Source organism: Phyllobacterium sp. 01N428 (assembly GCF_056399405.1).
In genome coordinates this window covers 56,480-78,521 of sequence record NZ_JBFTRH010000004.1, presented here as the reverse complement: position 1 = coordinate 78,521, position 22,042 = coordinate 56,480, and the positions used below count along the sequence as shown (strand labels likewise).

Annotated in this window: 16 protein-coding genes; 11 read left to right on the top strand and 5 right to left on the bottom strand. The window is 60.0% G+C overall.

From position 1 onward, the window contains the following. Positions 1-662: 662 nt before the first annotated feature. Positions 663-2,528, bottom strand: coding sequence for a peptidoglycan L,D-endopeptidase MepK (mepK, locus tag AC1DNI_RS12190; protein WP_477692033.1), 1,866 nt, complete (start codon positions 2,526-2,528; stop codon positions 663-665). Positions 2,529-2,879: 351 nt separating this feature from the next. Between mepK and AC1DNI_RS12185 the strand changes: the two genes are divergently transcribed. The 8 genes from AC1DNI_RS12185 to AC1DNI_RS12150 all read left to right on the top strand — a co-directional run bounded on the left by AC1DNI_RS12185 (position 2,880) and on the right by AC1DNI_RS12150 (position 13,301). Next, positions 2,880-4,757 carry a M3 family oligoendopeptidase gene (locus AC1DNI_RS12185; protein ID WP_477692032.1) on the top strand — a complete coding sequence of 626 codons (1,878 nt, stop codon included), beginning with the start codon at positions 2,880-2,882 and terminating at the stop codon, positions 4,755-4,757. After that, positions 4,757-5,671 carry a heme-dependent oxidative N-demethylase family protein gene (locus tag AC1DNI_RS12180; RefSeq protein ID WP_477692031.1) on the top strand — a complete coding sequence of 305 codons (915 nt, stop codon included), beginning with the start codon at positions 4,757-4,759 and terminating at the stop codon, positions 5,669-5,671. The genes AC1DNI_RS12185 and AC1DNI_RS12180 overlap by 1 nt, the downstream gene beginning before the upstream one ends. Positions 5,672-5,821: 150 nt before the next feature. After that, positions 5,822-7,270: a homospermidine synthase gene (locus AC1DNI_RS12175; protein ID WP_027229508.1), complete on the top strand. Its 1,449-nt coding sequence runs from the start codon at positions 5,822-5,824 to the stop codon at positions 7,268-7,270. Between the two features lie 506 nt (positions 7,271-7,776). Continuing rightward, complete coding sequence (gene omp10 / locus AC1DNI_RS12170) at positions 7,777-8,163, top strand: outer membrane lipoprotein Omp10 (RefSeq protein ID WP_477692030.1); 387 nt, start codon at positions 7,777-7,779, stop codon at positions 8,161-8,163. 113 nt (positions 8,164-8,276) lie between these two features. Then, positions 8,277-10,145: a 5'-nucleotidase C-terminal domain-containing protein gene (locus AC1DNI_RS12165; RefSeq protein ID WP_477692029.1), complete on the top strand. Its 1,869-nt coding sequence runs from the start codon at positions 8,277-8,279 to the stop codon at positions 10,143-10,145. Positions 10,146-10,655: 510 nt separating this feature from the next. After that, the gene (gene hemH / locus AC1DNI_RS12160) at positions 10,656-11,705 is read left to right on the top strand and encodes a ferrochelatase (protein WP_477692028.1); all 1,050 of its coding nucleotides are present in this window, start codon (positions 10,656-10,658) and stop codon (positions 11,703-11,705) included. Between the two features lie 120 nt (positions 11,706-11,825). Beyond that, positions 11,826-12,821 carry an SPFH domain-containing protein gene (locus AC1DNI_RS12155; protein WP_477692194.1) on the top strand — a complete coding sequence of 332 codons (996 nt, stop codon included), beginning with the start codon at positions 11,826-11,828 and terminating at the stop codon, positions 12,819-12,821. Between the two features lie 21 nt (positions 12,822-12,842). Then, complete coding sequence (locus tag AC1DNI_RS12150) at positions 12,843-13,301, top strand: NfeD family protein (protein ID WP_477692027.1); 459 nt, start codon at positions 12,843-12,845, stop codon at positions 13,299-13,301. On the opposite strand, the gene AC1DNI_RS12145 is transcribed toward AC1DNI_RS12150, so the two are convergent. After that, a complete protein-coding gene (locus tag AC1DNI_RS12145; RefSeq protein ID WP_477692026.1) occupies positions 13,298-14,293 on the bottom strand; it encodes a KpsF/GutQ family sugar-phosphate isomerase in 996 nt (331 codons plus the stop codon). The genes AC1DNI_RS12150 and AC1DNI_RS12145 overlap by 4 nt on opposite strands. Before the next feature lie 171 nt (positions 14,294-14,464). Here AC1DNI_RS12145 and AC1DNI_RS12140 point away from each other — a divergent pair, with 171 nt between their 5' ends. Beyond that, the gene (locus tag AC1DNI_RS12140; RefSeq protein ID WP_477692025.1) at positions 14,465-16,186 is read left to right on the top strand and encodes an outer membrane beta-barrel protein; all 1,722 of its coding nucleotides are present in this window, start codon (positions 14,465-14,467) and stop codon (positions 16,184-16,186) included. A 247-nt stretch (positions 16,187-16,433) separates the two neighbouring features. Here the strand turns inward: AC1DNI_RS12140 and galU are convergent, their stop codons facing one another. Then, complete coding sequence (gene galU, locus AC1DNI_RS12135) at positions 16,434-17,333, bottom strand: UTP--glucose-1-phosphate uridylyltransferase GalU (RefSeq protein ID WP_091925786.1); 900 nt, start codon at positions 17,331-17,333, stop codon at positions 16,434-16,436. A 311-nt stretch (positions 17,334-17,644) separates the two neighbouring features. Between galU and AC1DNI_RS12130 the strand changes: the two genes are divergently transcribed. After that, positions 17,645-18,868, top strand: a complete 1,224-nt coding sequence (locus AC1DNI_RS12130; RefSeq protein ID WP_477692024.1) for a lytic murein transglycosylase — start codon at positions 17,645-17,647, stop codon at positions 18,866-18,868. Between the two features lie 49 nt (positions 18,869-18,917). Next, positions 18,918-20,117, top strand: a complete 1,200-nt coding sequence (locus tag AC1DNI_RS12125; protein WP_477692023.1) for an SGNH/GDSL hydrolase family protein — start codon at positions 18,918-18,920, stop codon at positions 20,115-20,117. A gap of 21 nt (positions 20,118-20,138) precedes the next feature. On the opposite strand, the gene AC1DNI_RS12120 is transcribed toward AC1DNI_RS12125, so the two are convergent. Beyond that, on the bottom strand, positions 20,139-20,336 hold the full coding sequence (locus AC1DNI_RS12120) for a hypothetical protein (RefSeq protein ID WP_153668322.1): 198 nt from the start codon (positions 20,334-20,336) through the stop codon (positions 20,139-20,141). Between the two features lie 155 nt (positions 20,337-20,491). Beyond that, positions 20,492-21,946, bottom strand: a complete 1,455-nt coding sequence (locus tag AC1DNI_RS12115; RefSeq protein WP_091925422.1) for a glutamate synthase subunit beta — start codon at positions 21,944-21,946, stop codon at positions 20,492-20,494. Positions 21,947-22,042 lie beyond the last annotated feature (96 nt).

Below are 22,042 nucleotides of genomic sequence, written 5' to 3'. Positions count from 1 at the left end.
GTCTCGCAGGGCATCCTCCGCCTCTGCCCCGCCATACCCTACACTCCGCCGTCCTCGGGCGTTGTACCGTGGATCCACCTTCAATTCGGATACGTGTGCGGCTCGGTTACGTGGTTATGGGTCCTCGGGTCAGGCCCGAGGATGACGGCGGTGGTGGTGGATAATGGTGGTGCTGGATGAAGGCCGGGATGGATGGATCGATGTATGCATGACGCCAGTCTTACCGGATAAGGTGATACTATCCACACGCATTGGGAGGTGGTCACGTGACCGCGATGTTATCCGCAGTTCAATCGCATTCCCGCACTATCCCGCGGCGACCACCGCGACACTGCTAATTCCACACTGGATTTGAACGGCCAATAACGGGTTCGGAGGGGTGTCTTCTCTAATCCCTACCCTCCGCCGTCATCCTCGGATCGAGCGTCTCGCGGCATCCCCCGCCTCTGCCCCGCAGTACCCTCCTCTCCGCCGTCATCCTCGGGCGTTGTCCCGAGGATCCACCTTCGATTCGGAGGCGCATGCGGCTCGGCTACGTGGTTATGGGTCCTCGGGTCAGGCCCGAGGACGACGGCGGTGGTGGTGGTGGGACGAAGGTAGTGACGTATAACGCCTGTAGTGGCTTATAAAACACTACCCTCTCAGTGTCGCGGGAGGGGAACTTAAGACCCGCTAGTCGGGCTGAACTTTGCGATCTGCAGGAACGTCACGGCCTTGCCGGTGAATTTGTTGGCGTCGACCGGCGCATCATGCTGGAAGCCCGTGACATAGACTGTCGTCGGCGCGGTGCGCAGCAAGGCGTTGCGGATCACTGCCGGTTCGACGTGCGGCGCCACCGCTGCTACCTGCCGGGTCGAGAGCGCGCGATCGGGCACCTCGTTGCCAACCTGGATTGCCCGCGGAGCCTGTTCCTCCGCCGCCTTCCGGTGCGGTTTGGCACCCTTCGTCGTCGTCACGACGCCGCTGTTGAGCATCGCGGCAGGATCGCCTTTGGCATGCAACATAGTCTCGCGCAGCGTCGCCATCGGCCCGGCTGAAGCCAATTGCAGGTTTTGCTGCGCGGCCGGTTGCGGGTGAGCCACGCGGCCACCTGTCGAACTTTGAACGGTTGGCAGAACTTTGGGCTGCGACGCCGCTACCGACTGGCGCAGCAGCGCCTCCGGTGTCGGGTCCTCGTCCGGTATGGTGATGACATCCTGTTCGGCCAAAGCGTTCTGCGCTGATGGAGTGTTTGCCACGGCTGAAGCACTCGCGAGCGCGGGCCGCTGATCGGGAACGATCGACGCCATCAGCATGTCATTGTGCTTCGGCTTTTCGAACGGCACGGGCACCAGCGCATTGACCATCTCGGCCTGCGCCTTGCCGGCATCGCTGTCGGCATCGTCGGGGTTGGCCGCGATCAGCTCGCGGATGGCGCTCGCGCTATCCTGGGGACGCGGCTCGGGCAAAGCAGCTATCACCGTCGCCTTGTCGGACGCTAGCGCGTTGAGCGTTGCCGGAGCCTCCGGCGCGGGCGTCGGCGTATAATCGGGGCGGCGCAGCGGCACCGGTACGTTCAAGGCCAATGTCTGGCTGTCGTCCGGCGTACCGGCTTGGTCCTGTTCGGCCGGTTGCGGCGCCTTGGCCGTCGTCGCGACCGGAGCGGCCGTACCCTCGGCCTCATCCGCGACGGATGCGGGCTTGGTCACGGTGCTTTTCGCCGGCTTTGCCGCCGACGCTACAGCAACTGAACCTTCGCTGTTGTCTTCGTCTTCGTCGGCACCGCCGCCAAAGAGCATGCCGAACAACGTCTTGCTGCGGCCGGAGCGCGAAGCGCTGGCGATCTGGATGGAGCTACCATTGCGGCGGCGCGCTTCATAGGCGGCAACGGCCTGTTCATAGCCAGGCAGCGGCTTGCCATCCGAAGGAATGTGCAAAGTCTTGCCATCGGGGAATACGGTGAGCAGTTCCTTGCGGCTCATGCGCGGCCAATAGCGCACATTACCGACATCGGTATGAACGAAGGGCGAGCCGGATGTCGGATAGTAACCGACGCCGCCGGCCTGGAACTTCAAGGCGGTGTAGCGAAGCGTTTGCAGCTTCACGCCCGGCAGGTACCAGTCCATGGCCTTGCCCAGAATATGCTGGCTTTTTTCAGCAACGCCGCGCGAGCGCGAGCGCAACATGGAATTGGTCGATGGCGAACGATAGCCGCAGACAACATAAATATAGTCGCGACCGCCGACCGTCTGGTAAATCTGCCAGACCAGATCGAACAGGCGCGGATCCATCTTGGTGGGTTCGTTGCGGCGCCAGTCGCGCAGGAACTGGTTGAGCTTGTTCAAACCATCCTGCTGGAATCGGCCATCTTTCTTGAACGTGACTTCGATGCGTTCATTCGTGTGGACGGCGTAGAGCTTGAGGGTGCGGGTTTCTGCATTTGCCTGGGTGGAGGCAAAGAGCATCGACGCGAAGATCATTGTGACGGCAAACCACGCAGTACGCGCGAGCGAGGCAACCGTCAAACCGCCGTTCTTTGCATGCTTCATATATGCCAATTTCGTCCCAACCCTGACCGCGATACACAACCCCCGGATGGCTGAATTATCGGATTTAATGGTTAATGGTCGCTTTACTGAAGAACAAATACGTTGAGAGCATGGCAAAAACGCACGAAGAATCCATCGTTTTGTGACATGGTCAACGGGTTGTTAACAGCACAATTAAGGCGTTTTAACGAATGAATCCATCCTGCAAAAGTCTAAAAAGTGCTTCAATGTAAAATAAGCTAGATGCTACTAGGACCATTGCAAACTCGTTTTTAAGGTTTAGCAATTTCCGACTGATCACTCCGATTCGATCCTTCACGGATTGTTTCACTGCTTTAACATGGTGCTGAAATGACTTTGGAAACAGATAGATACAGAGGCGAAGATGCTGTGCGGGCTGCTCCTGCAAAGTGTGCTGGCAATCCGGCGAAGGCCGACCAGGCCGCACTCGGCGCGCTTCCAGTATGGAACCTGGCGGATCTTTATCCTTCCGCGGACAGCAGTGAACTCAAGGCCGATCTCGTCCGCGCCAACGCGCTTGCGGTGTCATTCGAAGACCGCTGGAAGGGCAAACTTGCCGCTGAAGCCGGAAAGCCGAACGGGGGCGACTTCGTTCAATCCATCACCGAGTTCGAGGCGCTTGAAGAGTTGATCGGCAAGATCGTCTCGTTTGCCGGCCTCGTCTATGCCGGTGATACGTCGGACCCCAAGCATGCCAAGCTTTATGGCGACATCCAGCAGAAGATGACGGATGCCAGCACCCACCTCATCTTCTACAGTCTCGAATTGAACCGCATCGATGACGCCATTCTCGACAAGGCGATGAATGACAATCCCGCAATCGGTCACTATCGCCCCTGGCTGACGGATCTGCGCAAGGACAAGCCCTACCAGCTCGAAGACCGACTGGAGCAGTTGTTCCACGAAAAGTCGATAACCGGGCGCGGTGCCTGGAACCGTCTGTTCGACGAAACGATGACGGCGTTGCGGTTTACGGTAAACGGCGAAGAAATGGCGCTGGAGCCCACTCTGAACCTGCTGCAGGATGCAGATCCGGCTCTCCGCAAGGCTGGATTCGAAGCACTCGCTGCAACATTCAAGGACAATTTGCGCACCTTCACCCTCATCACCAACACGCTCGCCAAGGACAAGGAAATCTCAGATCGCTGGCGCGGCTTTGAGGATATAGCCGACAGCCGGCACCTTGCGAACCGGGTCGAACGGGAGGTGGTGGATGCGCTGGCGGCGGCGGTTCAGGCCGCCTATCCGAAACTGTCGCACCGCTACTACGCGATGAAGGCGAAGTGGCTCGGCCTTGAATTTCTCAACAACTGGGATCGCAACGCCCCGCTGCCGGAAACGCCACAGGCGGTCATCTCCTGGAACGATGCGCGTGAAACCGTGCTTTCCGCCTATAGCGGCTTTGCCCCCGAAATGGCCGATATTGCGCGCCGGTTCTTCGACAGGAACTGGATTGACGCACCCACCCGGCCTGGCAAGTCACCGGGGGCCTTCGCACACCCCACCGTTCCCTCCGCCCATCCCTATGTGCTTCTCAACTATATGGGCAAGCCGCGCGATGTGATGACGCTTGCCCATGAACTCGGCCACGGCGTGCACCAGGTGCTTGCGGGCGGTCAGGGCGCCTTGATGGCCTCGACACCGCTGACGCTTGCAGAGACGGCATCCGTCTTCGGCGAAATGCTGACGTTCCGATCGCTCCTCGAACAGACGCGCGACAAGCGCGAGCGCAAGGCGATGCTGGCACAAAAGGCCGAGGACATGATCAACACCGTCGCGCGCCAGATCGCCTTCTACCAGTTCGAGCGCCGTGTTCACACCGAACGCATGGAAGGGGAACTTACCTCCGACCGTATCGGCGAAATCTGGCTCGACGTGCAGAAGGAGAGCCTTGGGCCGGCGGTGCATTTCGCCCCGGGCTACGAGACCTTCTGGACCTACATCCCGCATTTCATCCATTCGCCGTTCTATGTCTATGCCTATGCCTTTGGCGACTGCCTGGTGAACTCGCTCTATGCGGTTTACCAGAATGCCGAAGCGGGCTTTCAGCAAAAGTATTTCGACATGCTCAAGGCCGGCGGCACCAAGCACCATTCCGAGTTGCTGGCGCCATTCGGCCTCGATGCCACCGATCCGGCTTTCTGGCAGAAGGGCCTTTCGGTCATCGAAGGCATCATCGACGAACTGGAAGCCATGGACGCCGACTGATGGATGCAGAGTCACCCTGGCAAGCCCCGACGCACACACCCTATGACGGTTCGGCGCAACCTTTCACCATTGGCTTGCAACAGCTCGACCACAGGGACTGGATCGAAATTGACGATCATCTGCTCGGCTATCTTGCCGAAAAGCAGCGGCTTTTTGCACGCCACGGCGAGAAGATTTTCGTAGAGGGGCCAGGCAGCGAACCGGGCCAGAAGGAGGTTTTCGACCTGCTGACCGCCCACCTCATCGAACATTTTCCCAAACGATATGAGCGCAAGGGCGATGCTGTCATTGTCTCTGGCAGGGACGATGCCATTGCGCTCGGCGAAGCCGCAACGCCCTACCTGCACCAGGCGGCAAACCTCGTGCAAGAGGACCTTGTGCTCATGCGCAAGGACGAAAGGCGCGGCTGGCACCTCGGTGCCGCCTCGCTGTCCTTTCCGTCATCATGGACCCTTCTCGAAAAATTCGGCCGTTCCATGGAAGAGATTCATGCGCCCGTCCCGGATTTCGGCGCAGGCACCCGCAATGCGGGCCTCATCGCGCGCATGTTCGACAATTTGCGCCCGGACCGCTCGGTTTTCCGCATGAACTGGTCGCTTCAGCCGGATGGCGAGCTCTACCACCCCTTGGCAAGCCATGAGAAAGGCGCGCTCTACACGGACGACGACATTGGAGCGCAGAGTTTCGTTCGGGTCGAGCGTCAGACGTTGCGCAAGCTTCCCGTCTCCGGCGATATTCTCTTCACCATCCGCATCCACCTCGACCCGATAAAGGCGCTCAAGAAACACCCGGAGTGCCGAGCCGTCGCTGAAGCTTTTTGCCGGCAACTCGAGGCATTGAACCCGGCGCAATTGCACTACAAAGGTATTATGACGATCCGCGATCGGCTTTTAACCGCGCTGAGAACCCTATAATCGCGCCTCGATTAACAGTAGATTGAAATTTTCAACATGCGGCGCAAAGGGTTGTTTGCTCTTTGTCACATCTATGCTCTATGGTTTCTTTGATGCCGATCTATAGCGGCTGCCTCAATGATGGAGATCAAAATTAGGAGCACGAAAAAAATGGCGAAGGCTGAATGGCCTATACATGGAGAAATTACTGGTCCGATCGTGATGATCGGTTTTGGATCCATCGGTCGGGGTACCCTGCCCCTCATCGAACGCCACTTCAAATATGACAAATCCCGCCTGGTCGTTATCGACCCCAGCGATGCCAACAAGAAGCTGCTCGACGAGCGCGGCATCCGGTTTATCCAGCAGGCGATCACCAAGGACAATTACAAGACCGTCTTGAAGCCCCTTCTTACCGAAGGCGGCGGCCAAGGCTTCTGTATCAATCTTTCCGTCGACACCTCTTCCGTCGATATCATGCATTTGTGCCGCAAGAACAACGCACTCTATATCGACACCGTGATCGAGCCGTGGATCGGCTTCTACTACGACAACGACATGGACAATGCCGACCGCACCAATTATGCGCTGCGCCAGACATTGCTGGCGGAGCGCAAGAAGCATCCGGGGGGACCGACCGCTGTTTCGTGCTGCGGCGCGAATCCCGGCATGGTGTCGTGGTTCGTCAAGCAGGGCCTGCTCGAGCTCGCCCGCGATCTCGGCATCGACCATAGCGAACCGGCACGCGACGACCGCAAGGGCTGGGCCAAGCTGATGAGCAAGGTCGGCGTCAAGGGCATCCATATTGCCGAGCGCGATACGCAGCGCGCTGGCGACCCGAAGCCCTTCGGCGCATTCTGGAATACGTGGTCGGTCGAAGGGTTCATTTCCGAAGGCTTGCAGCCCGCCGAACTCGGCTGGGGCACCCATGAAAAGTGGATGCCGAAAAATGCGCGCAAGCAAAAGAAGGGCAACAAGGCGGCGATTTTCCTTGAGCAGCCTGGCGCCGACACGCGCATTCGCACCTGGTGCCCGACCGAAGGCGCGCAGTTCGGCCTGCTGGTGACCCATAACGAGTCGATCTCGATCGCGGATTTCTTCACGGTGCATGACAAGAAGGGCAAGGTTTCCTACCGCCCGACCTGCCATTATGCCTATCATCCCGCGAACGTCGCGACGTTGTCGCTCGACGAGATGTTCGGTGCCGCCGGCCAGCCGCAAGCGATCCAGCACGTGCTCGACGAGTCTGAAATCGTCGATGGCGCCGATGAACTCGGCGTTCTGCTCTACGGCCATGAGAAGAACGCCTACTGGTACGGCTCGCAACTGACGATCGAGGAAGCGCGCAAGCTTGCCCCTTACCAGAACGCGACCGGACTTCAGGTCTCGTCGGCGGTCATGGCGGGGATGGTATGGGCGCTGGAAAATCCGGACGCCGGCATTGTAGAAGCCGACGAGATGGATTTCCGCCGCTGCCTCGAGGTGCAGACGCCCTATCTCGGACCGCTCAAGGGCCACTATACGGACTGGACGCCGCTCCACAACCGGCCGGGTCTGTTCAAGGAAAATCTCGACATGGATGATCCCTGGCAGTTCCGCAACATCCTCGTCCGCTCGTGACGCAAACGGCAGCCTCCGGGCTGCCGTTTTCATCCGCCTCCGAGCGTCATTCCCTACCCCTCGCCGTCATCCTCGGGCCTGTCCCGAGGATCCATCTTGCAAGAATGACTCTGCGAAGACGACCAGTAGAACCGCCGAGGGTGCGGCACCCAAGCTTCAAAGCGATTCTCCTGACCGCCTGACCGCGCCTAAGCCCATTTGCAGACATTCGCGTCAGTTTTGCACGCGGAAAGCCGTTGCGGGTCGTTCGCGTGATCGTCATCACACAACTATATGGTGGACCGGCGAAGAACGAGGCAGGAATTGATCGCATCCCTGCCTGTCGCGGTTCGAACGATCATCTAGACCCGCTGGGAACAGTGTCAAGCTGGATGCATACCGAGAGTTGAATGTCTGGATGGAACAAATGGTAGCCTCAAACACTTCACGTCTGCAACTAAACTTAGGTCTTGTTTCTGCTTGATTTTAACGGCATCTAGATATCCAGAACCATGGGAGAATATTGGATGAGACGTTTTTCGCTGCCCGTCGCCGTTACGCTTAGCCTTTCCCTTGCCGGCTGCGTGAGCGGGTCCATGCAGGATGGCGCAGGCGTGCAGGTCGCCAAGCCGACGGACGCCGTCCAGGGCCAATGGTTCGACACCTCGGGCGTCGCCTTCTCGAATTTCAACGGCGGCGTCTTCGAGACCCGCGCCAATGATACCAAGGAAAAACTCGCTGAAGGCAATTATCGCTTCGCCTCCGCCAATCTGATCGAGATCAGCATGCGCTCGCTCGCGCGCGGCACCCAGTCCAAGGTGAATTGCGCCCTCGTCAGCACCGGCCAGCTCAACTGCACCTCGTCCAGCGGCCAGCAATTTTCGCTGACGCGGCGCGGCCCGCAAACGGGCTGACGCCGAAACATTCGACCAATTGCTCGATTGCATGGCGGTCAAAGGAATGAAACCATTGCTCGTCAACCGATGCTCCACGCGCCGATTTGGAGCCAGTCAACCGGGAGCAGATCATGTCCGGAATTATTGCCCGACTTCTCGTTGCAACTTCAGTGGTTGGCCTGTCGGCCGGTGCGGCGATGGCCGACTATACGCTCAACATCCTGCATATCAACGACCAGCATTCGCGCATTGAGCCGATAAACAAGTACGATTCGACCTGCTCGGCTGAGGAAACAGCCAAGAACGAGTGCTTCGGCGGCATAGCCCGGGTCAAGGCCAAGATCGACGAGCGCCGCGCCGCGCTGTCGAAGGATGGCGGCAATGTTATCGTCCTCGATGCCGGCGACGAATTCCAGGGTTCGTTGTTCTACACGACCTACAAGGGCGACGACACCGCCGAATTCATGAACCAGATGGGCTTCGACGCGATGGCCCTCGGCAATCACGAATTTGACGACAAGCCGGAAAGCCTCGCGAAGTTCCTCGAAAAGGTGAAGTTTCCGATCATTTCCAGCAATACGGAAGCCGCGCCGGATTCGCCGATCGCCGGCAAGTTCAAGCCCTATCTCATCAAGGAGATCGGCGGCCAGAAGATTGGCATCATCTCGGCCTTGACAACCGATACGGCGGAAATATCCAGCCCTGGCCCGAGCGTGAAATTCGCGAATGAAGCCGATGCATTGCAGAAGGTTGTAGACACCCTCAAGGGCGAAGGCGTCAATAAGATCATCGCGCTCAATCACGATGGCTATCTCAGGGACAAGGAATTGGCGGCTAAGGTCGACGGCATCGACGTCATCGTCGGCGGCCACAGCCATACGCTGCTCTCCAACACCGATCCCGAAGCAATCGGCCCCTATCCGACGCTGGTCAAAGGCCCTTCCGGCCGCGATGTGCCGATCGTCCAGGCCAAATCCTATTCGAAGTATCTCGGCGAACTCAAGGTCACCTTCGACGACGAGGGCAATGTCATCAAGAGCAAGGGTGCGCCCATCCTCCTCGATTCGACCGTGACGCCTGACCCGGCCTTCGTCGCCCGTATCAAGGAACTCGCCCAGCCAATCGAGGAATTGAAGTCGCGCAAGGTCGGCGAGTCGACCGGCGTGATCGAAGCCGCCCGCGAGGTGTGCCGCGCCCGCGAATGCAGCATGGGCGATCTCGTTGCCGATGCCATGCTGGACCGGGTCAAGGGCCAGGGCGTGACGATCGCCATCATCAATGGTGGCGGCCTGCGTGCCTCGATCGATGCGGGCGACGTGACCATGGGCGAAGTGCTGACCGTGCTGCCGTTCCAGAATACGCTGGCGACATTCCAGTTGCGCGGATCGGATGTCGCTGCCGCACTCGAAAATGGTGTCAGCCAGATCGACCAGGGCGCGGGGCGCTTCCCGCAGGTTGCCGGTCTCAAATACACATTCGACATATCAAAGCCGGTCGGCAGCCGCATCTCCGATATAGCGGTGATGCAGGGCGACAGCTTTCGGCCGCTCGATCCTGGCGCAACCTATGGCGTGGTTTCGAATAATTACATGCGCGCCGGCGGCGACGGCTACAAAATCTTCTCGACGAACGCAGTCAACGCGTATGATTACGGTCCGGGACTGGAACTCGTTCTTGCCGATTATCTCGGCCAGCACGTCCCCTACAAACCCTATACGGATGGGCGCATAACGATGGCCGCGCCGGTTGTCGATCCGGTGCCAGCGCCCCCAGCGCCGCCCGAAACGCCGAAGGCGCCCGAACCGGCAAAGCCGGCCGCGCAAACCGCCGCCAATCATCATCCGGACAGCTATACGATCAAGCGCGGCGACAATTTCTGGGAGATTGCTGAGGAGATTTACGGCAAGGGCATCGAATGGAAGAAGCTTGCCGGAGCCAATCCCGGGATGAAACCGCTGAAGCTGCCGATCGGCGCGCAAATGAAGGTGCCCGGCCTTTAGCCTGATTGTACATGACCGCGCCTAAAGTGGATCCTCGGGACGAGGGCCCGAGGATGACGAGCGGAGGGGCTGGGTCGGTGGAGCAGGCGGACGCGATGCGGCGAGGGTCAAAGATTGCAGCGCGCAGCCGGGAAATCGATGAAACCCTCCGCTCCCGTAGTTGCCAATTGAAGCCGGCGGCTTCGCCGCGACGCGATCGGCTCGCGCGGGAGGCAACGCTGCGACTTGATGGCGCTGTGAGCACCGATACCATCCGCTCTAACTACTCGACCGTGATCGCCAGGACCAGCGCCACCAGCACCGCCGTCGTAACCACACTGCCATCGTCCATTCCCACTGCCGTCATCTTCGGGCCCTTGTCCCGAGGATCCATGATCATTTGTTCAGAACCACAGCATCCCTCGAGGTTGATCATCGCATCAAAATCCAAGGACAAGCATGCGGCCTTTCGCACTCTTGCAATAAAGCCTGCCCGCTCTACGTTCCACCGCGCAAGCGTGGAGTATGGATATGGCAATTTCAGACGAGGCCCGGGTGGCGGTGCGCAAGCCCGGCGATCATCCGGCAATCGAAACGTCGAAGGTCGGCGTTCTTCTCGTCAACCTTGGAACGCCCGATGGCACCGACAAGGTTTCCATGCGGCGATACCTTGCCGAATTTCTTTCGGACAAGCGCGTCATCGAGTGGCCGCGGGCCATCTGGCTGCCGGTGCTCTACGGGATCGTGCTCAACACCCGCCCGAAGAAATCCGGCGCGCTCTACGACAAGATCTGGAACCGCGAGCGCAATGAGTCGCCCTTGCGCACCTATACGCGTTCGCAAAGCGAAAAACTCGCCGCAGCGCTTTCCGCCCATCCCAACGTCGTCGTCGACTGGGGCATGCGCTATGGCCGGCCCTCCATCGAGGAAGCGCTGCAGCGGCTCGACCGGCAGGGCTGCAAACGTATCGTCCTGTTCCCGCTCTACCCGCAATATTCAGCGACGACCACGGCAACGGTGAACGACAAGTTCTTCGAGGCGCTGGTCAAAATGCGGTTCATGCCGGCGACCCGTACCGTTCCTTCCTATCAGGACGAGCCGGCCTATATCGATGCCCTGGCGACCTCGATCGAAAAGCACTACGCGTCGCTGAGCTATGAGCCCGAATTGCTCATCGCTTCCTATCACGGCATCCCGCAAAGCTACTTCAAGCGCGGTGATCCCTATCCATGCCACTGCTGGAAGACGACGCGACTGCTGCGCGAACGGCTCGGCTGGGGCGAAGACAGGCTTATCACCACCTTCCAGTCGCGTTTCGGCCCGGAGGAATGGATGCAACCCTATACCGACAAGACGTTGGAGCAGCTTGCCAAGGACGGAGTGAAGTCCGTCGCCGTCTTCAATCCGGGCTTCGTTGCCGATTGCCTCGAAACACTAGAAGAGATTGCCGGCGAAGGCGCGGAAATCTTCCATCACAATGGCGGCGTGAATTTCACGCATGTCCCCTGCCTGAATGATTCGCAGGAAGGCATGAAGGTCATCGAGACCCTTGTGCGCCGCGAATTGCAGGGCTGGATTTAGAGGGACCCCGCGGGCTCGCTCGAATCGCTGCTTTGTTCTATCTTGCGCTTGCCGGCTCACGGGCGGTAACATTTCGTAACGCCGCTTGAGCGGTTGTCGGCCAGGGAGAGCAGCATGCCGTTGAGCGGATTCGACTTCACCATACCGGTTCTGGTCATCCTTGTGCTCGTGGTCCTGTTTGCCGGCGTCAAGACGGTGCCCCAGGGCTATAATTACACCGTCGAGCGCTTCGGCCGCTATACGCGCACGCTCGCGCCGGGTCTCAACCTGATCGTGCCCTTCTTCGACCGCATCGGCGCCAAGCTCAACATGATGGAGCAGGTGCTTGACGTTCCGACCCAGGAAGTCATTACCAAGGACAATGCCAACATTGCCGTCGACGGCATCGCCTTCTACCAGATCCTCAACGCGCCGCAGGCGGCCTATCAGGTGAGCGGCCTGCAGAACGCCATTCTCAACCTGACGATGACGAATATCCGCACGGTCATGGGCTCGATGGTGCTCGACGAACTTCTCTCCAACCGTGATGCAATCAATGACCGGCTGCTGCGCGTCGTCGACGAGGCGGCGCATTCGTGGGGCATCAAGATGACACGCGTCGAGATCAAGGATATCAACCCGCCAAAGGATCTGCTCGATTCAATGGCAAGGCAGATGAAAGCCGAGCGCGACAAGCGTGCGGTCGTTCTTGAAGCCGAAGGCACGCGGGCGGCGCAAATCCTGCGTGCCGAAGGTCTGAAACAGTCGCAGATTCTCGAGGCTGAAGGGCGGCGCGAAGCCGCCTTCCGCGAGGCGGAAGCGCGCGAGCGCCTGGCGGAAGCCGAGGCCAAGGCGACGGAAATCGTCTCTGCCGCCATTGCGGGTGGAAACGTCCAGGCGCTCAATTATTTCGTTGCCCAGAAATACACCGAAGCTTTCGGCAAGTTTGCTGGAAGCTCCAACCAGAAGATCATCTTCATGCCGATGGAAGCGTCTTCACTCGTCAGCACGCTGGGAGGCATTGGCGCGCTCGCGCGCGATGTCTTCGGCGACGGCGCGCAACCGGCTTCGCCATCACCCTCGACGCCACCGGTGCGCGGCCGAACGGTGCCCGGTACTGGCGGAACGAATAGCTGACGCCGGCGAAGGAGCATAGCCATGCTTGAGCGCCTGTTTACCGAACTTGGGCCATGGAACTGGGTGGTGCTCGGCCTCGTGCTGATGATCTTCGAAGTTGCGGCGCCCGGCATCTTTTTCCTGTGGTTCGGCATCGCAGCCATCATCGTCGGCGGGCTCGCGATCCTCTTTGCCGAGGCGCTCGGGCTTACCTGGCAAATCCAGGTCATCATCTTCCTTGTGCTTTCCGTAATTGCCGTCTTCATCGGCCGCAAGCTTATCGGCGCGACAGATGCCGTCTCCGACGAGCCATTGCTGAATCGCCGCGCCGAACAGATGGTCGGTCTTGTCGTCACGCTGGAGGAAGCAACCGTCAACGGACGCGGCAGAGCCCGCGTCGGCGATAGTCTGTGGCGGGTTAACGGACCGGATCTCGCCGCCGGCACGCGCGTGCGCATAACCGCCGTCGATCATGGGATCCTGGTCGTCGAAGCAGCCTAGGCCGCTCCAATACGCAACAGGTCGTGGAAATGCACGATCCCAACCGGATAGTTCTTCTCGGTCACGATCAGCGCGCCAATATTGTGCTGGTTGAGTAGCGCAAGGGCGGCGCTCGCCAGCATGGTCGGGGGCACGGTCTTCGGATTGCGCGTCATGATGTCTTCGACATTCATGGCGATGAGGTTGCGATGCAGGTTGCGCGACAGATCGCCGTCGGTGATTATGCCCGCGAGCGTACCTTCCTCGTTCTGCACTGCAATGCAGCCGAAGCGCTTGGCTGCGAACACCTTCATTGCGTCGGGAATGGGCGTTCCGAGCGGAACAAGCGGTATCTGGTCGCCGCTATGCATGATCTCGCGTACATGGGTCAGGCTGGCGCCGAGCGACCCGCCCGGATGGAAGGTCTTGAAATCCCCGGCGGTGAAACCGCGTGCCTCCAGCAATGCGATGGCAATCGCATCGCCCATGGCAAGCTGCATCAGCGTCGATGTCGTCGGCGCAAGACCATGCGGACAGGCTTCCGTCACGCGGGGCAACAGCAACACCACATCGGCGGCATTCGCCAAGGCCGACGTCTCGCCGGCCGTCACCGCAATCAGCGGAATACGGAAGCGCATCGCATAACTGACGATGCCCTTGAGTTCCGCCGTCTCGCCCGACCATGACAGGGCAATGATCGCATCGTCGACCGCGATCATGCCGAGATCGCCGTGATTTGCCTCCGAGGGATGCACGAAGAACGCCGGCGTGCCGGTCGAAGCAAATGTCGCCGCTAGTTTCGAACCGATATGGCCGCTCTTGCCGACCCCGGTCACGATGATCCGCCCGCGGATCGAGGCGATCTTTTCGATGGCGCGGCAGAACGGTTCGGCCAACGGGCCGCCGAGCGCTTCGCTCAGCGCAACGAGACCGTCGGTTTCGGTTGAGATGGTCCGTTTGGCGGATTCGACCGCTGCGGATTTGTCGAGATCGGTGTGATTGATAGCCTGCATGGCGAGAACCGTTAGCGCTTTGCATCCCGGCTGTCCAATTTTTGTTCAAGGCAATGCCCGGGAATGGCATCGAACGACCGCGAATTAGCAGGTCATTAACCATGCCTCTTTACCATCCCTCAACGTTCGAACTCATTGGCAAACCTGCATATGCATCCTCGGCACCCACGTTTGGAAGCCCCGCCTGGCGGCAGCTTCAGACCTGCCAGCATCGTCTGTCTCCTGACAGCGCTGCTCGGCACGACCGTGCTTGCCCCCCACGCACTTGCCCAGCAACAGGCCCCCCTGCGCGGTCCCGTCGGCGAAAATGTGCTGCAGGCACAGAGCAATAGCCGGCGCATTCTCGCCCAGAATACCGTTCCGCCGACGGGCACCCCACCTCCCGACAGCGGTATCCCCTCGCGACCCTACGAACCCTTGAGCCCCGGCGCGCTTCCGCCTGGGACGGGCGATGAAGGTCTTGGCTTGCGCGGCGTTCCGCCGGACAGCGATCTCCTGCCTTCCGGCCCCGCCGATGACAGCAACAATCTTGGCGCCCAGTCACCGCCAGTCGATCAGTTCGGACCGATTCCCGAGGACAGGGCGGCACGCACCGTGGCGTCGCGTCGCCTCCGCGCGGCTGTTGACGAGGCGACGACCAATTCGATCCCAAACCCGCCGATCGAGCAGAACCGGGAGGCAAACCCGCCAGCGGGCCCGGCCGAGCGCGACAATCTGCCGGAACCCGCCATCGAACGGCGCGCCATTCGCCCCGATCCAGAACCTTTTGCGCCTTTTGGCATTAGAGCCGGCACGGTAACGCTGCGCCCGTCGATCAGCACGGGGCTCCGCGCCACGACCAATGCCGACGGCAGTTCCGATGGGTCCGGCGCGCTTTTGTCGGAAACGCGCCTGCGCGCCCGCGCCACAACCGATTGGTCGCGTCATTCCGCCTGGCTGGATTTTGATGGCCTCTACGACAAATCCCTCGCCGGCGAGGACTATTCGGCACCCAACATCGCCCTGCGCAGCGGATTTCAGCTCGACCTCGGCGCGCGCACCACGGTAAAGGGCGAGGTCGGCTATCGCTACCGGCAGGAAGACCCAAGCGCGCCCACGACGATCGTCGGCACCTCGAATCGCCCGGCCGTGCAGGATATCGACGCCAACCTTGGGGTGCGCCGGGAATTCGGCCAATTCTTCGCCGACGTCAAAGGCAATGTCGACCACACCACCTACGGCAATGCCGAATTCTCCGACGGCACCACAACGAGCCAGAAGGACCGGGACAATACCTTTGCGAGTGTCGCGTTGCGCGGCGGCTTTGAAATGTCGCCGGCGATCAAGCCGTTCGCCGAGGTAGAAATCGGCAAACTGATGTATGATGAAGCCGTCGATTCCAATGGTTTCCGCCGCTCCGGCATGCGCACGGGGCTGCGCGGCGGCGTCGAGCTCGATATCCGTGAAAAGCTGACGGGAGAACTGGCGCTCGGCTATCTGCGCCAGGACATCGAGGACGATCGCCTTAATGCTGTCGAAGGCCTCAGCGTTGATGGGGCGATCAAATGGTCGCCGCAGCGAGGAACCGACGTCGATATCGGCCTTCTCACCCGCATCGAAGGGGCGACGGCACCCGGCGATAGCGGCTCTGTTTTCTATGAAGGCACGGTCGGCATCAAGCGGCAGGCGCGCGCCAATCTCGATTTCAAGGCTAATCTCTTCGTTTCGCTGCGCGACAACAAGGACGATACCGGCTGGGACAAGGGTTTCGGTGCCGAGATCGGCGCTACCTATTGGTTCAACCGTTTCTTCGGTCTTGATATCAGCGCCCGTCACGAACTGACGCGCAGCGAGGTGGACACCCGCAATACGAACGAGACCAGCATATTCGTAGGGGTCACGCTCCAACGATAGGCGGCCATGGCGAGGCCGGCCCTTTGCGTCCGGAAGTCAGCGGCACTCCGCGACTGACACGGCGTTCGTACACCCCACTGCTATCTACCCACCACCGCCGTCATGCGCGCGCCCTTGTCCCGAGGACCCACGATGACGGCAGATAGGGGAAAATTCCGTGACGGCGCGGACCACGAACAAGGATGCCGGCGGAGAGGAGACAGAGAGAGCGGGAGCCCCCAGTCGAGGCTCCCCGCCAAACGCCCACTCAGTCCTTCGGCTGGATCGTCTTCAGCATATTGCCGATATTGTCGATAACGCCGCCGCGGATGTCGTTGCGCCACAGGGCAAAGGCGACATTGGCTTCGACGAAACCTTCCTTCGACCCGGTGTCATAGGTACGTCCCCGGAAGTGGTAGCCGAAGAAGTCCTGTTCCTTCGTCAACTTCAGCATGGCGTCGGTCAACTGAATTTCATTGCCTGCGCCCCGCTCCTGATGCTCGAGAATGTCGAAGATTTCCGGCTGGAGGATGTAACGGCCATTGATGTAAAGATTGGACGGCGCCGTGCCCTTGGCCGGCTTCTCGACCATCTCGGTCAATTCGAAACCCTTGCCGACCGGCCTGCCCTGACCGACAATGCCGTATTTATGCGTTTCGGCCGGATCGCATTCCTGCACGGCGATGACATTGCCGCCTGACTGGTTATAGAGCTCCACCATATCGGCCATGCAACCGGTCGATTCGGGCTGCATGATCATGTCAGGGAGCAATAGCGCGAATGGCTCATCGCCGACGATGTCGCGTGCGCACCAGACCGCATGGCCAAGCCCCATGGGCACCTGCTGGCGGGTGAAGCTCGTTGTTCCCGGTCCTGGCTGGATGCCTTGGAGTTCCTCGAGAAGTCCGGTCTTGCCGCGTTCTGCGAGCGTGGCATAGAGCTCGTACTGCGCGTCGAAATAATCCTCGATGACAGCCTTGTTGCGTCCGGTCACGAAAATGAAATGCTCGATGCCGGCCTCGCGCGCCTCATCCACCACATATTGGATGACCGGCTTGTCGACAACGGTCAGCATTTCCTTGGGAATGGATTTTGTCGCTGGGAGCACGCGGGTACCAAAACCCGCAACTGGAAAGACGGCCTTACGGATTTGCTTTCTCGTCGTCATCGTTACCTCGTCAGTGTTGCACGCTTCGATTACTGACGATGCATTCTGCACAAGATGCAAGCGAACAGTATCATTTCAAATTTACGCATAAACTTGTACAAAACCGCCGCCGGCTCTGGGTTTATGCGCTAGACAATTCGGTCTCAAAGACCCAAAATACATAACGCTGTAAAATAAATATTCGTTGCCGTTGTTAATGTAGCCTGGCAGCGCGCGTTTGCCGATGCATGGTAAACCAATTCCTAACTTTGCCATGTCTATTTTATCGTTTGACCCAAAAATGTGGAAACACAGTTCGAGGAGAAAACATAATGGTGAGTTCAACGGGGTTCGCACGGCGCGTCATGATCGCTGCAGCGGTTGCATGCCTTGGACTGGCAGGATCGACGGGGATCGCGGCAGCCGACGCGAAGTTCCAAAGCTGGATACAGGATTTTCGCGCAACCGCGTTGAGCAGCGGCATTTCCGCTGCCACCTACCAGCGTGCCTTCGCCGGCGTGACGGAGATCGACCCGGAAGTCCTGCAGAAGGCTCAATTTCAGCCGGAATTTACCGAACCGGTCTGGGGCTATCTCGACAATCGTGTGAATGAGCATTCGGTGCAGACGGGCCGCGAAATGGCGCGCAAGTATAGCCGCTGGCTCGGAGCGATCGAAAAATCCTTCGGGGTCGATCGCAACATCCTGCTTGCCATCTGGTCGATGGAAACCAATTTCGGCGAGATCATGAAACGCGACGATGTGATGCGCGACGCGGTGCGTTCGCTTGCGACGCTCGCTTATGCCGATCCGCGCCGGGCAAAATATGCGCGCACGCAACTTGTCGCAGCGATGAAAATTCTGCAGACCGGTGACATCGACCGCAGCCATCTGACGGGTTCGTGGGCGGGCGCGCTCGGTCACACCCAGTTCATTCCGACCAGCTATCTTGCATACGCGGTGGACATGGACGGCAATGGCAAACGCGACATCTGGAATTCCGTACCCGATGCGCTCGCCACTGCCGCAAACCTCTTGCGCAAGAATGGCTGGGAGAGCGGCCGCACCTGGGGCTATGAAGTTGTCCTGCCGGCCGGCCGCAAACTCCCCGGCGGCTCGCACACCATCGCCGAATGGCAGCAGCTTGGCGTCGTGCGCGCCAATGGCAAGCCCTTCCCCCGCGGCAGCGAGAAGGCGACGCTTAAGGTGCCGGACGGTCGTGCCGGCCCTTCGTTCCTGATGACACGCAACTTCTTCGTGTTGAAGAACTATAACAATGCCGACAAGTATGCGCTCGCCGTGGGTTTGCTCGCCGACCAGATCGCCGGTGCCCCGGGCTTGCGCCAGGACTGGAACCGCCCCTTCACGCCGATCACCATGAAGGAGCGCGAAGAATTGCAGAGCCATTTGCGCGAACTCGGCTATTATGACGGCAAGGTCGATGGCAAGATCGGTACGAGCTCGCGGGATGCCATCCAGGCGTTCCAGAAGCAGATGGGACTCGATCCGGACGGTCATCCCAGCAAGGAAGTGCTGACCGTCATCCGGAAAAAATAGCTAAGTGAAGCAGATGATTGGGTTTGGCAGGTGCAGATTTCGTTCGCGGGTGGGTTCACGTCCCGCTCTCCTGCTGGCTTGCCCTGCTGCAACGCCAACCGTCCTTCGGTCGCCGTCGCTGCTTGCAATCGCCATTGCCCTCGCCGGCACCTTCCTCTTCATCGAACACGCAACTGCTCGCACGCTGCTCGACATGTTGTTCGGGCCGCGTATCTACCGCGAAAACACAGACCGCCTGATCGATGACGGCAGGCGCGCCCGTCCGCCGAGCAAGAGCAGGCCGCCGCTAAAGCGCGCCCGCCCGCGGCCGGACACGGTAAGGACATCGCCGGTTCCCAACAGCGAGGCTCCGATCCAGGCAAAATTGCCCGACGCAAAGCCGGTGCTGGTCGTCGGCGACTTCATGGCCGGCAGCCTCGCTGAAGGGCTCGATGCCGCGTTCATCGATGCACCGGGCGTGCGCGTGATCGACAAGGCCGATGGGTCTTCGGGTTTCGTGCGCAGCGATCATCGTGATTGGCCGGCCTCCATCGGCGAAATGATCGCCAAGGAAAAACCGGCCGTGGTGGTCATCATGATCGGGGCCAATGATCGCCAGCAATTCTCGGATGGCAAGGTGCTCCTAACCGACGACTGGACTAAGGAATACCAGGCGCGGATGAACGGCTTTCTCGATGCGGTGAAGAAGGCTGGCCAACCTGTCGTATGGGTGGGCCAGCCTGCCTTCAAATCGAAAAGCATCACCAACGACGTCCTCGCCTTCAACGAGTTCTATCGCAATGCTACCGAAAAGGCGGGGGGCACTTTTGTCGATGTCTGGGACGGTTTTGTCGATCAGAGTGGCAACTTCACCCTGTCCGGCTTCGATGTTTCCGGCCAGACGGCGCGCCTGCGCAACAATGACGGTATTGGCATGACTGCCGCCGGTAAACGCAAGCTGGCATTCTACGTGGAAAAGCCGCTGCGGCAGATGCTCGGCAATGCAACGTCGCCGGACATTGCCGCGATCAAACCGGGTGCTCCGGTTCAGGCACTGACCGGCGCGCCGGGGGCGCCCGCCAAGATCGACCGGCTTGCTCCGGTCAGCCTCAACGATCCGGAACTGGACGGTGGCACCGATCTGCTCGGCGCTGCTCCCCGTCCGGCAGTTGGCGGCGACAAATCCGCGCGCGACCGGCTCGTCATCGACGGCGTAGCGCCCGAGGGGCAGCCCGGCCGGGTCAACGATTTTTCATGGCCGAAACAATGAGGCCTCTATCGCCATTTCTTCTTAAGACGGTGTCTTCGCTTCGGCCTCGGACGGGGCCTTGACCGGGATATAGATGACCGGCATCGGCTGAGGCTGATCGATGGCGCTGGTGGCGACGGAAGCCTTTGCGGGCGCATCGCCCTGAACGGCAGCTTCCGTGACATCGTTGCATGCGGCTAGGCCAAGCAAGGCGGCAGTAAGCAGAATTCTCAAATACATTGGTTAAATACTCCACGACAAACTGGTCTATGAACGGTCTGGCGACCTAAATCAATTAGTCAAAAGTTTAATAGTGATGGGTCTCGAGCTCGGTAAAGCCGAAATCGACAGGGTTTGCGACCGGCACGCGATTTAAGACGTGCCGGCCCTTTGCGTCAGCGGGGGAGGACCGAGGAACCCATGATCGCGGCGTCGATGGCATGGGCAGCCTGGCGGCCTTCGCGAATAGCCCATACGACCAGCGACTGACCGCGGCGCACGTCGCCGGCGACATAGAGCTTGTCGACACTGGTCCGATAGTTCTTGTCGTCGGCGGAGACGGAACGATTGCCGCGCCGGTCGGCGCGCATGTCGAGTGAGCCCGAGAGCTCCTTGACGATATTGTTCTCGAATGGGCCGGAGAAGCCGATGGCGATGAACGCAAGATCGGCCCTGATGAAGAAGTCCGTTCCGGGGATCGGCTTGCGGGCCTCATCGACTTCGCAGCACTTCACATGGGTCAAGCTGCCGTTTTCGCCGATGAATTCGAGCGTCGCCACCTGGAATTCGCGATCCGCGCCTTCAGCCTGTGAGGATGACGTGCGCATCTTGGTCGCCCAGTAGGGCCAGACGCTGAGCTTGTCTTCCCTTTCCGGCGGCTGCGGGCGAATATCGAGCTGCGTAACCTTTACAGCGCCCTGGCGGAAGGCTGTACCGACGCAGTCGGACGCCGTATCGCCGCCACCGACCACGACCACATGCTTGCCCGACGCGACGATTGGATCGCTCGGCCAGGCGACCGACTCGATGTTCTCGCGGCCGATGCGCCGGTTCTGCTGGACGAGATAATGCATGGCGTCGTGGACGCCCTCGAACTCAGCGCCGGGAATGCCGGCCGGACGGGGGGTTTCGGCGCCACCGCAGTAAAGCACCGCATCATAGGTATCGATAAGCTCCTGGACCGGCTTGTCCACGCCAACGTTCACGCCGCAGAAGAAGGTCACGCCCTCGCCTTCCATCTGCGCGATGCGCCGGTCGATGAAATGCTTCTCCATCTTGAAATCGGGGATACCATAGCGCAGCAGACCGCCCGGGCGGCTTTCCCGCTCGTAGACATGTACCTCGTGGCCGGCGCGGCCAAGCTGCTGGGCGGCGGCAAGGCCCGCCGGACCCGAGCCGATGACCGCGACATTCTTGCCGGTCTTGGCAAGAGCCGGCTGGGGAATGATGAAACCCTTTTCATAGGCCTTGTCGGCAATCGCCTGCTCCACCGTTTTGATCGAGACCGGTACGTCCTCGAGGTTGAGCGTGCAGGCTTCCTCACAAGGCGCGGGGCAGATACGGCCGGTAAACTCCGGAAAGTTATTGGTGGAGTGAAGATTGCGGATCGCCTCATCCCAATTGTCGTTGTAGACGAGATCGTTCCAGTCCGGAATCTGATTGTGGACCGGACAGCCCGTCGGTCCATGGCAGAATGGAATGCCGCAATCCATGCAGCGCGCCGCCTGCTTCTTCACTTCGCTGTCCGACATCGGGATCGTAAACTCCCGGAAATGCCGTATGCGATCCGACGCAGGCTGATACTTGCCAACCTGCCGGTCGATCTCGAGAAAACCTGTAACCTTACCCATAAAACTTCTCTCCCTCGCCTCTCGGGGGACTACCCTCGCCTTTTCAGGGGTTAGGGCAGCATTTGCCCCATGCCGAGCGTCTTGATGAGACACTCG

What these genes read in the sequence shown, in the direction of transcription:
- mepK (WP_477692033.1), bottom strand. Translation starts at nt 2,528, where the DNA reads ATGAAGCATGCAAAGAACGGCGGTTTGACGGTTGCCTCGCTCGCGCGT.
- AC1DNI_RS12185 (WP_477692032.1), top strand. Translation starts at nt 2,880, where the DNA reads ATGACTTTGGAAACAGATAGATACAGAGGCGAAGATGCTGTGCGGGCT.
- AC1DNI_RS12180 (WP_477692031.1), top strand. Translation starts at nt 4,757, where the DNA reads ATGGATGCAGAGTCACCCTGGCAAGCCCCGACGCACACACCCTATGAC.
- AC1DNI_RS12175 (WP_027229508.1), top strand. Translation starts at nt 5,822, where the DNA reads ATGGCGAAGGCTGAATGGCCTATACATGGAGAAATTACTGGTCCGATC.
- omp10 (WP_477692030.1), top strand. Translation starts at nt 7,777, where the DNA reads ATGAGACGTTTTTCGCTGCCCGTCGCCGTTACGCTTAGCCTTTCCCTT.
- AC1DNI_RS12165 (WP_477692029.1), top strand. Translation starts at nt 8,277, where the DNA reads ATGTCCGGAATTATTGCCCGACTTCTCGTTGCAACTTCAGTGGTTGGC.
- hemH (WP_477692028.1), top strand. Translation starts at nt 10,656, where the DNA reads ATGGCAATTTCAGACGAGGCCCGGGTGGCGGTGCGCAAGCCCGGCGAT.
- AC1DNI_RS12150 (WP_477692027.1), top strand. Translation starts at nt 12,843, where the DNA reads ATGCTTGAGCGCCTGTTTACCGAACTTGGGCCATGGAACTGGGTGGTG.
- AC1DNI_RS12145 (WP_477692026.1), bottom strand. Translation starts at nt 14,293, where the DNA reads ATGCAGGCTATCAATCACACCGATCTCGACAAATCCGCAGCGGTCGAA.
- galU (WP_091925786.1), bottom strand. Translation starts at nt 17,333, where the DNA reads ATGACGACGAGAAAGCAAATCCGTAAGGCCGTCTTTCCAGTTGCGGGT.
- AC1DNI_RS12130 (WP_477692024.1), top strand. Translation starts at nt 17,645, where the DNA reads ATGGTGAGTTCAACGGGGTTCGCACGGCGCGTCATGATCGCTGCAGCG.
- AC1DNI_RS12120 (WP_153668322.1), bottom strand. Translation starts at nt 20,336, where the DNA reads ATGTATTTGAGAATTCTGCTTACTGCCGCCTTGCTTGGCCTAGCCGCA.
- AC1DNI_RS12115 (WP_091925422.1), bottom strand. Translation starts at nt 21,946, where the DNA reads ATGGGTAAGGTTACAGGTTTTCTCGAGATCGACCGGCAGGTTGGCAAG.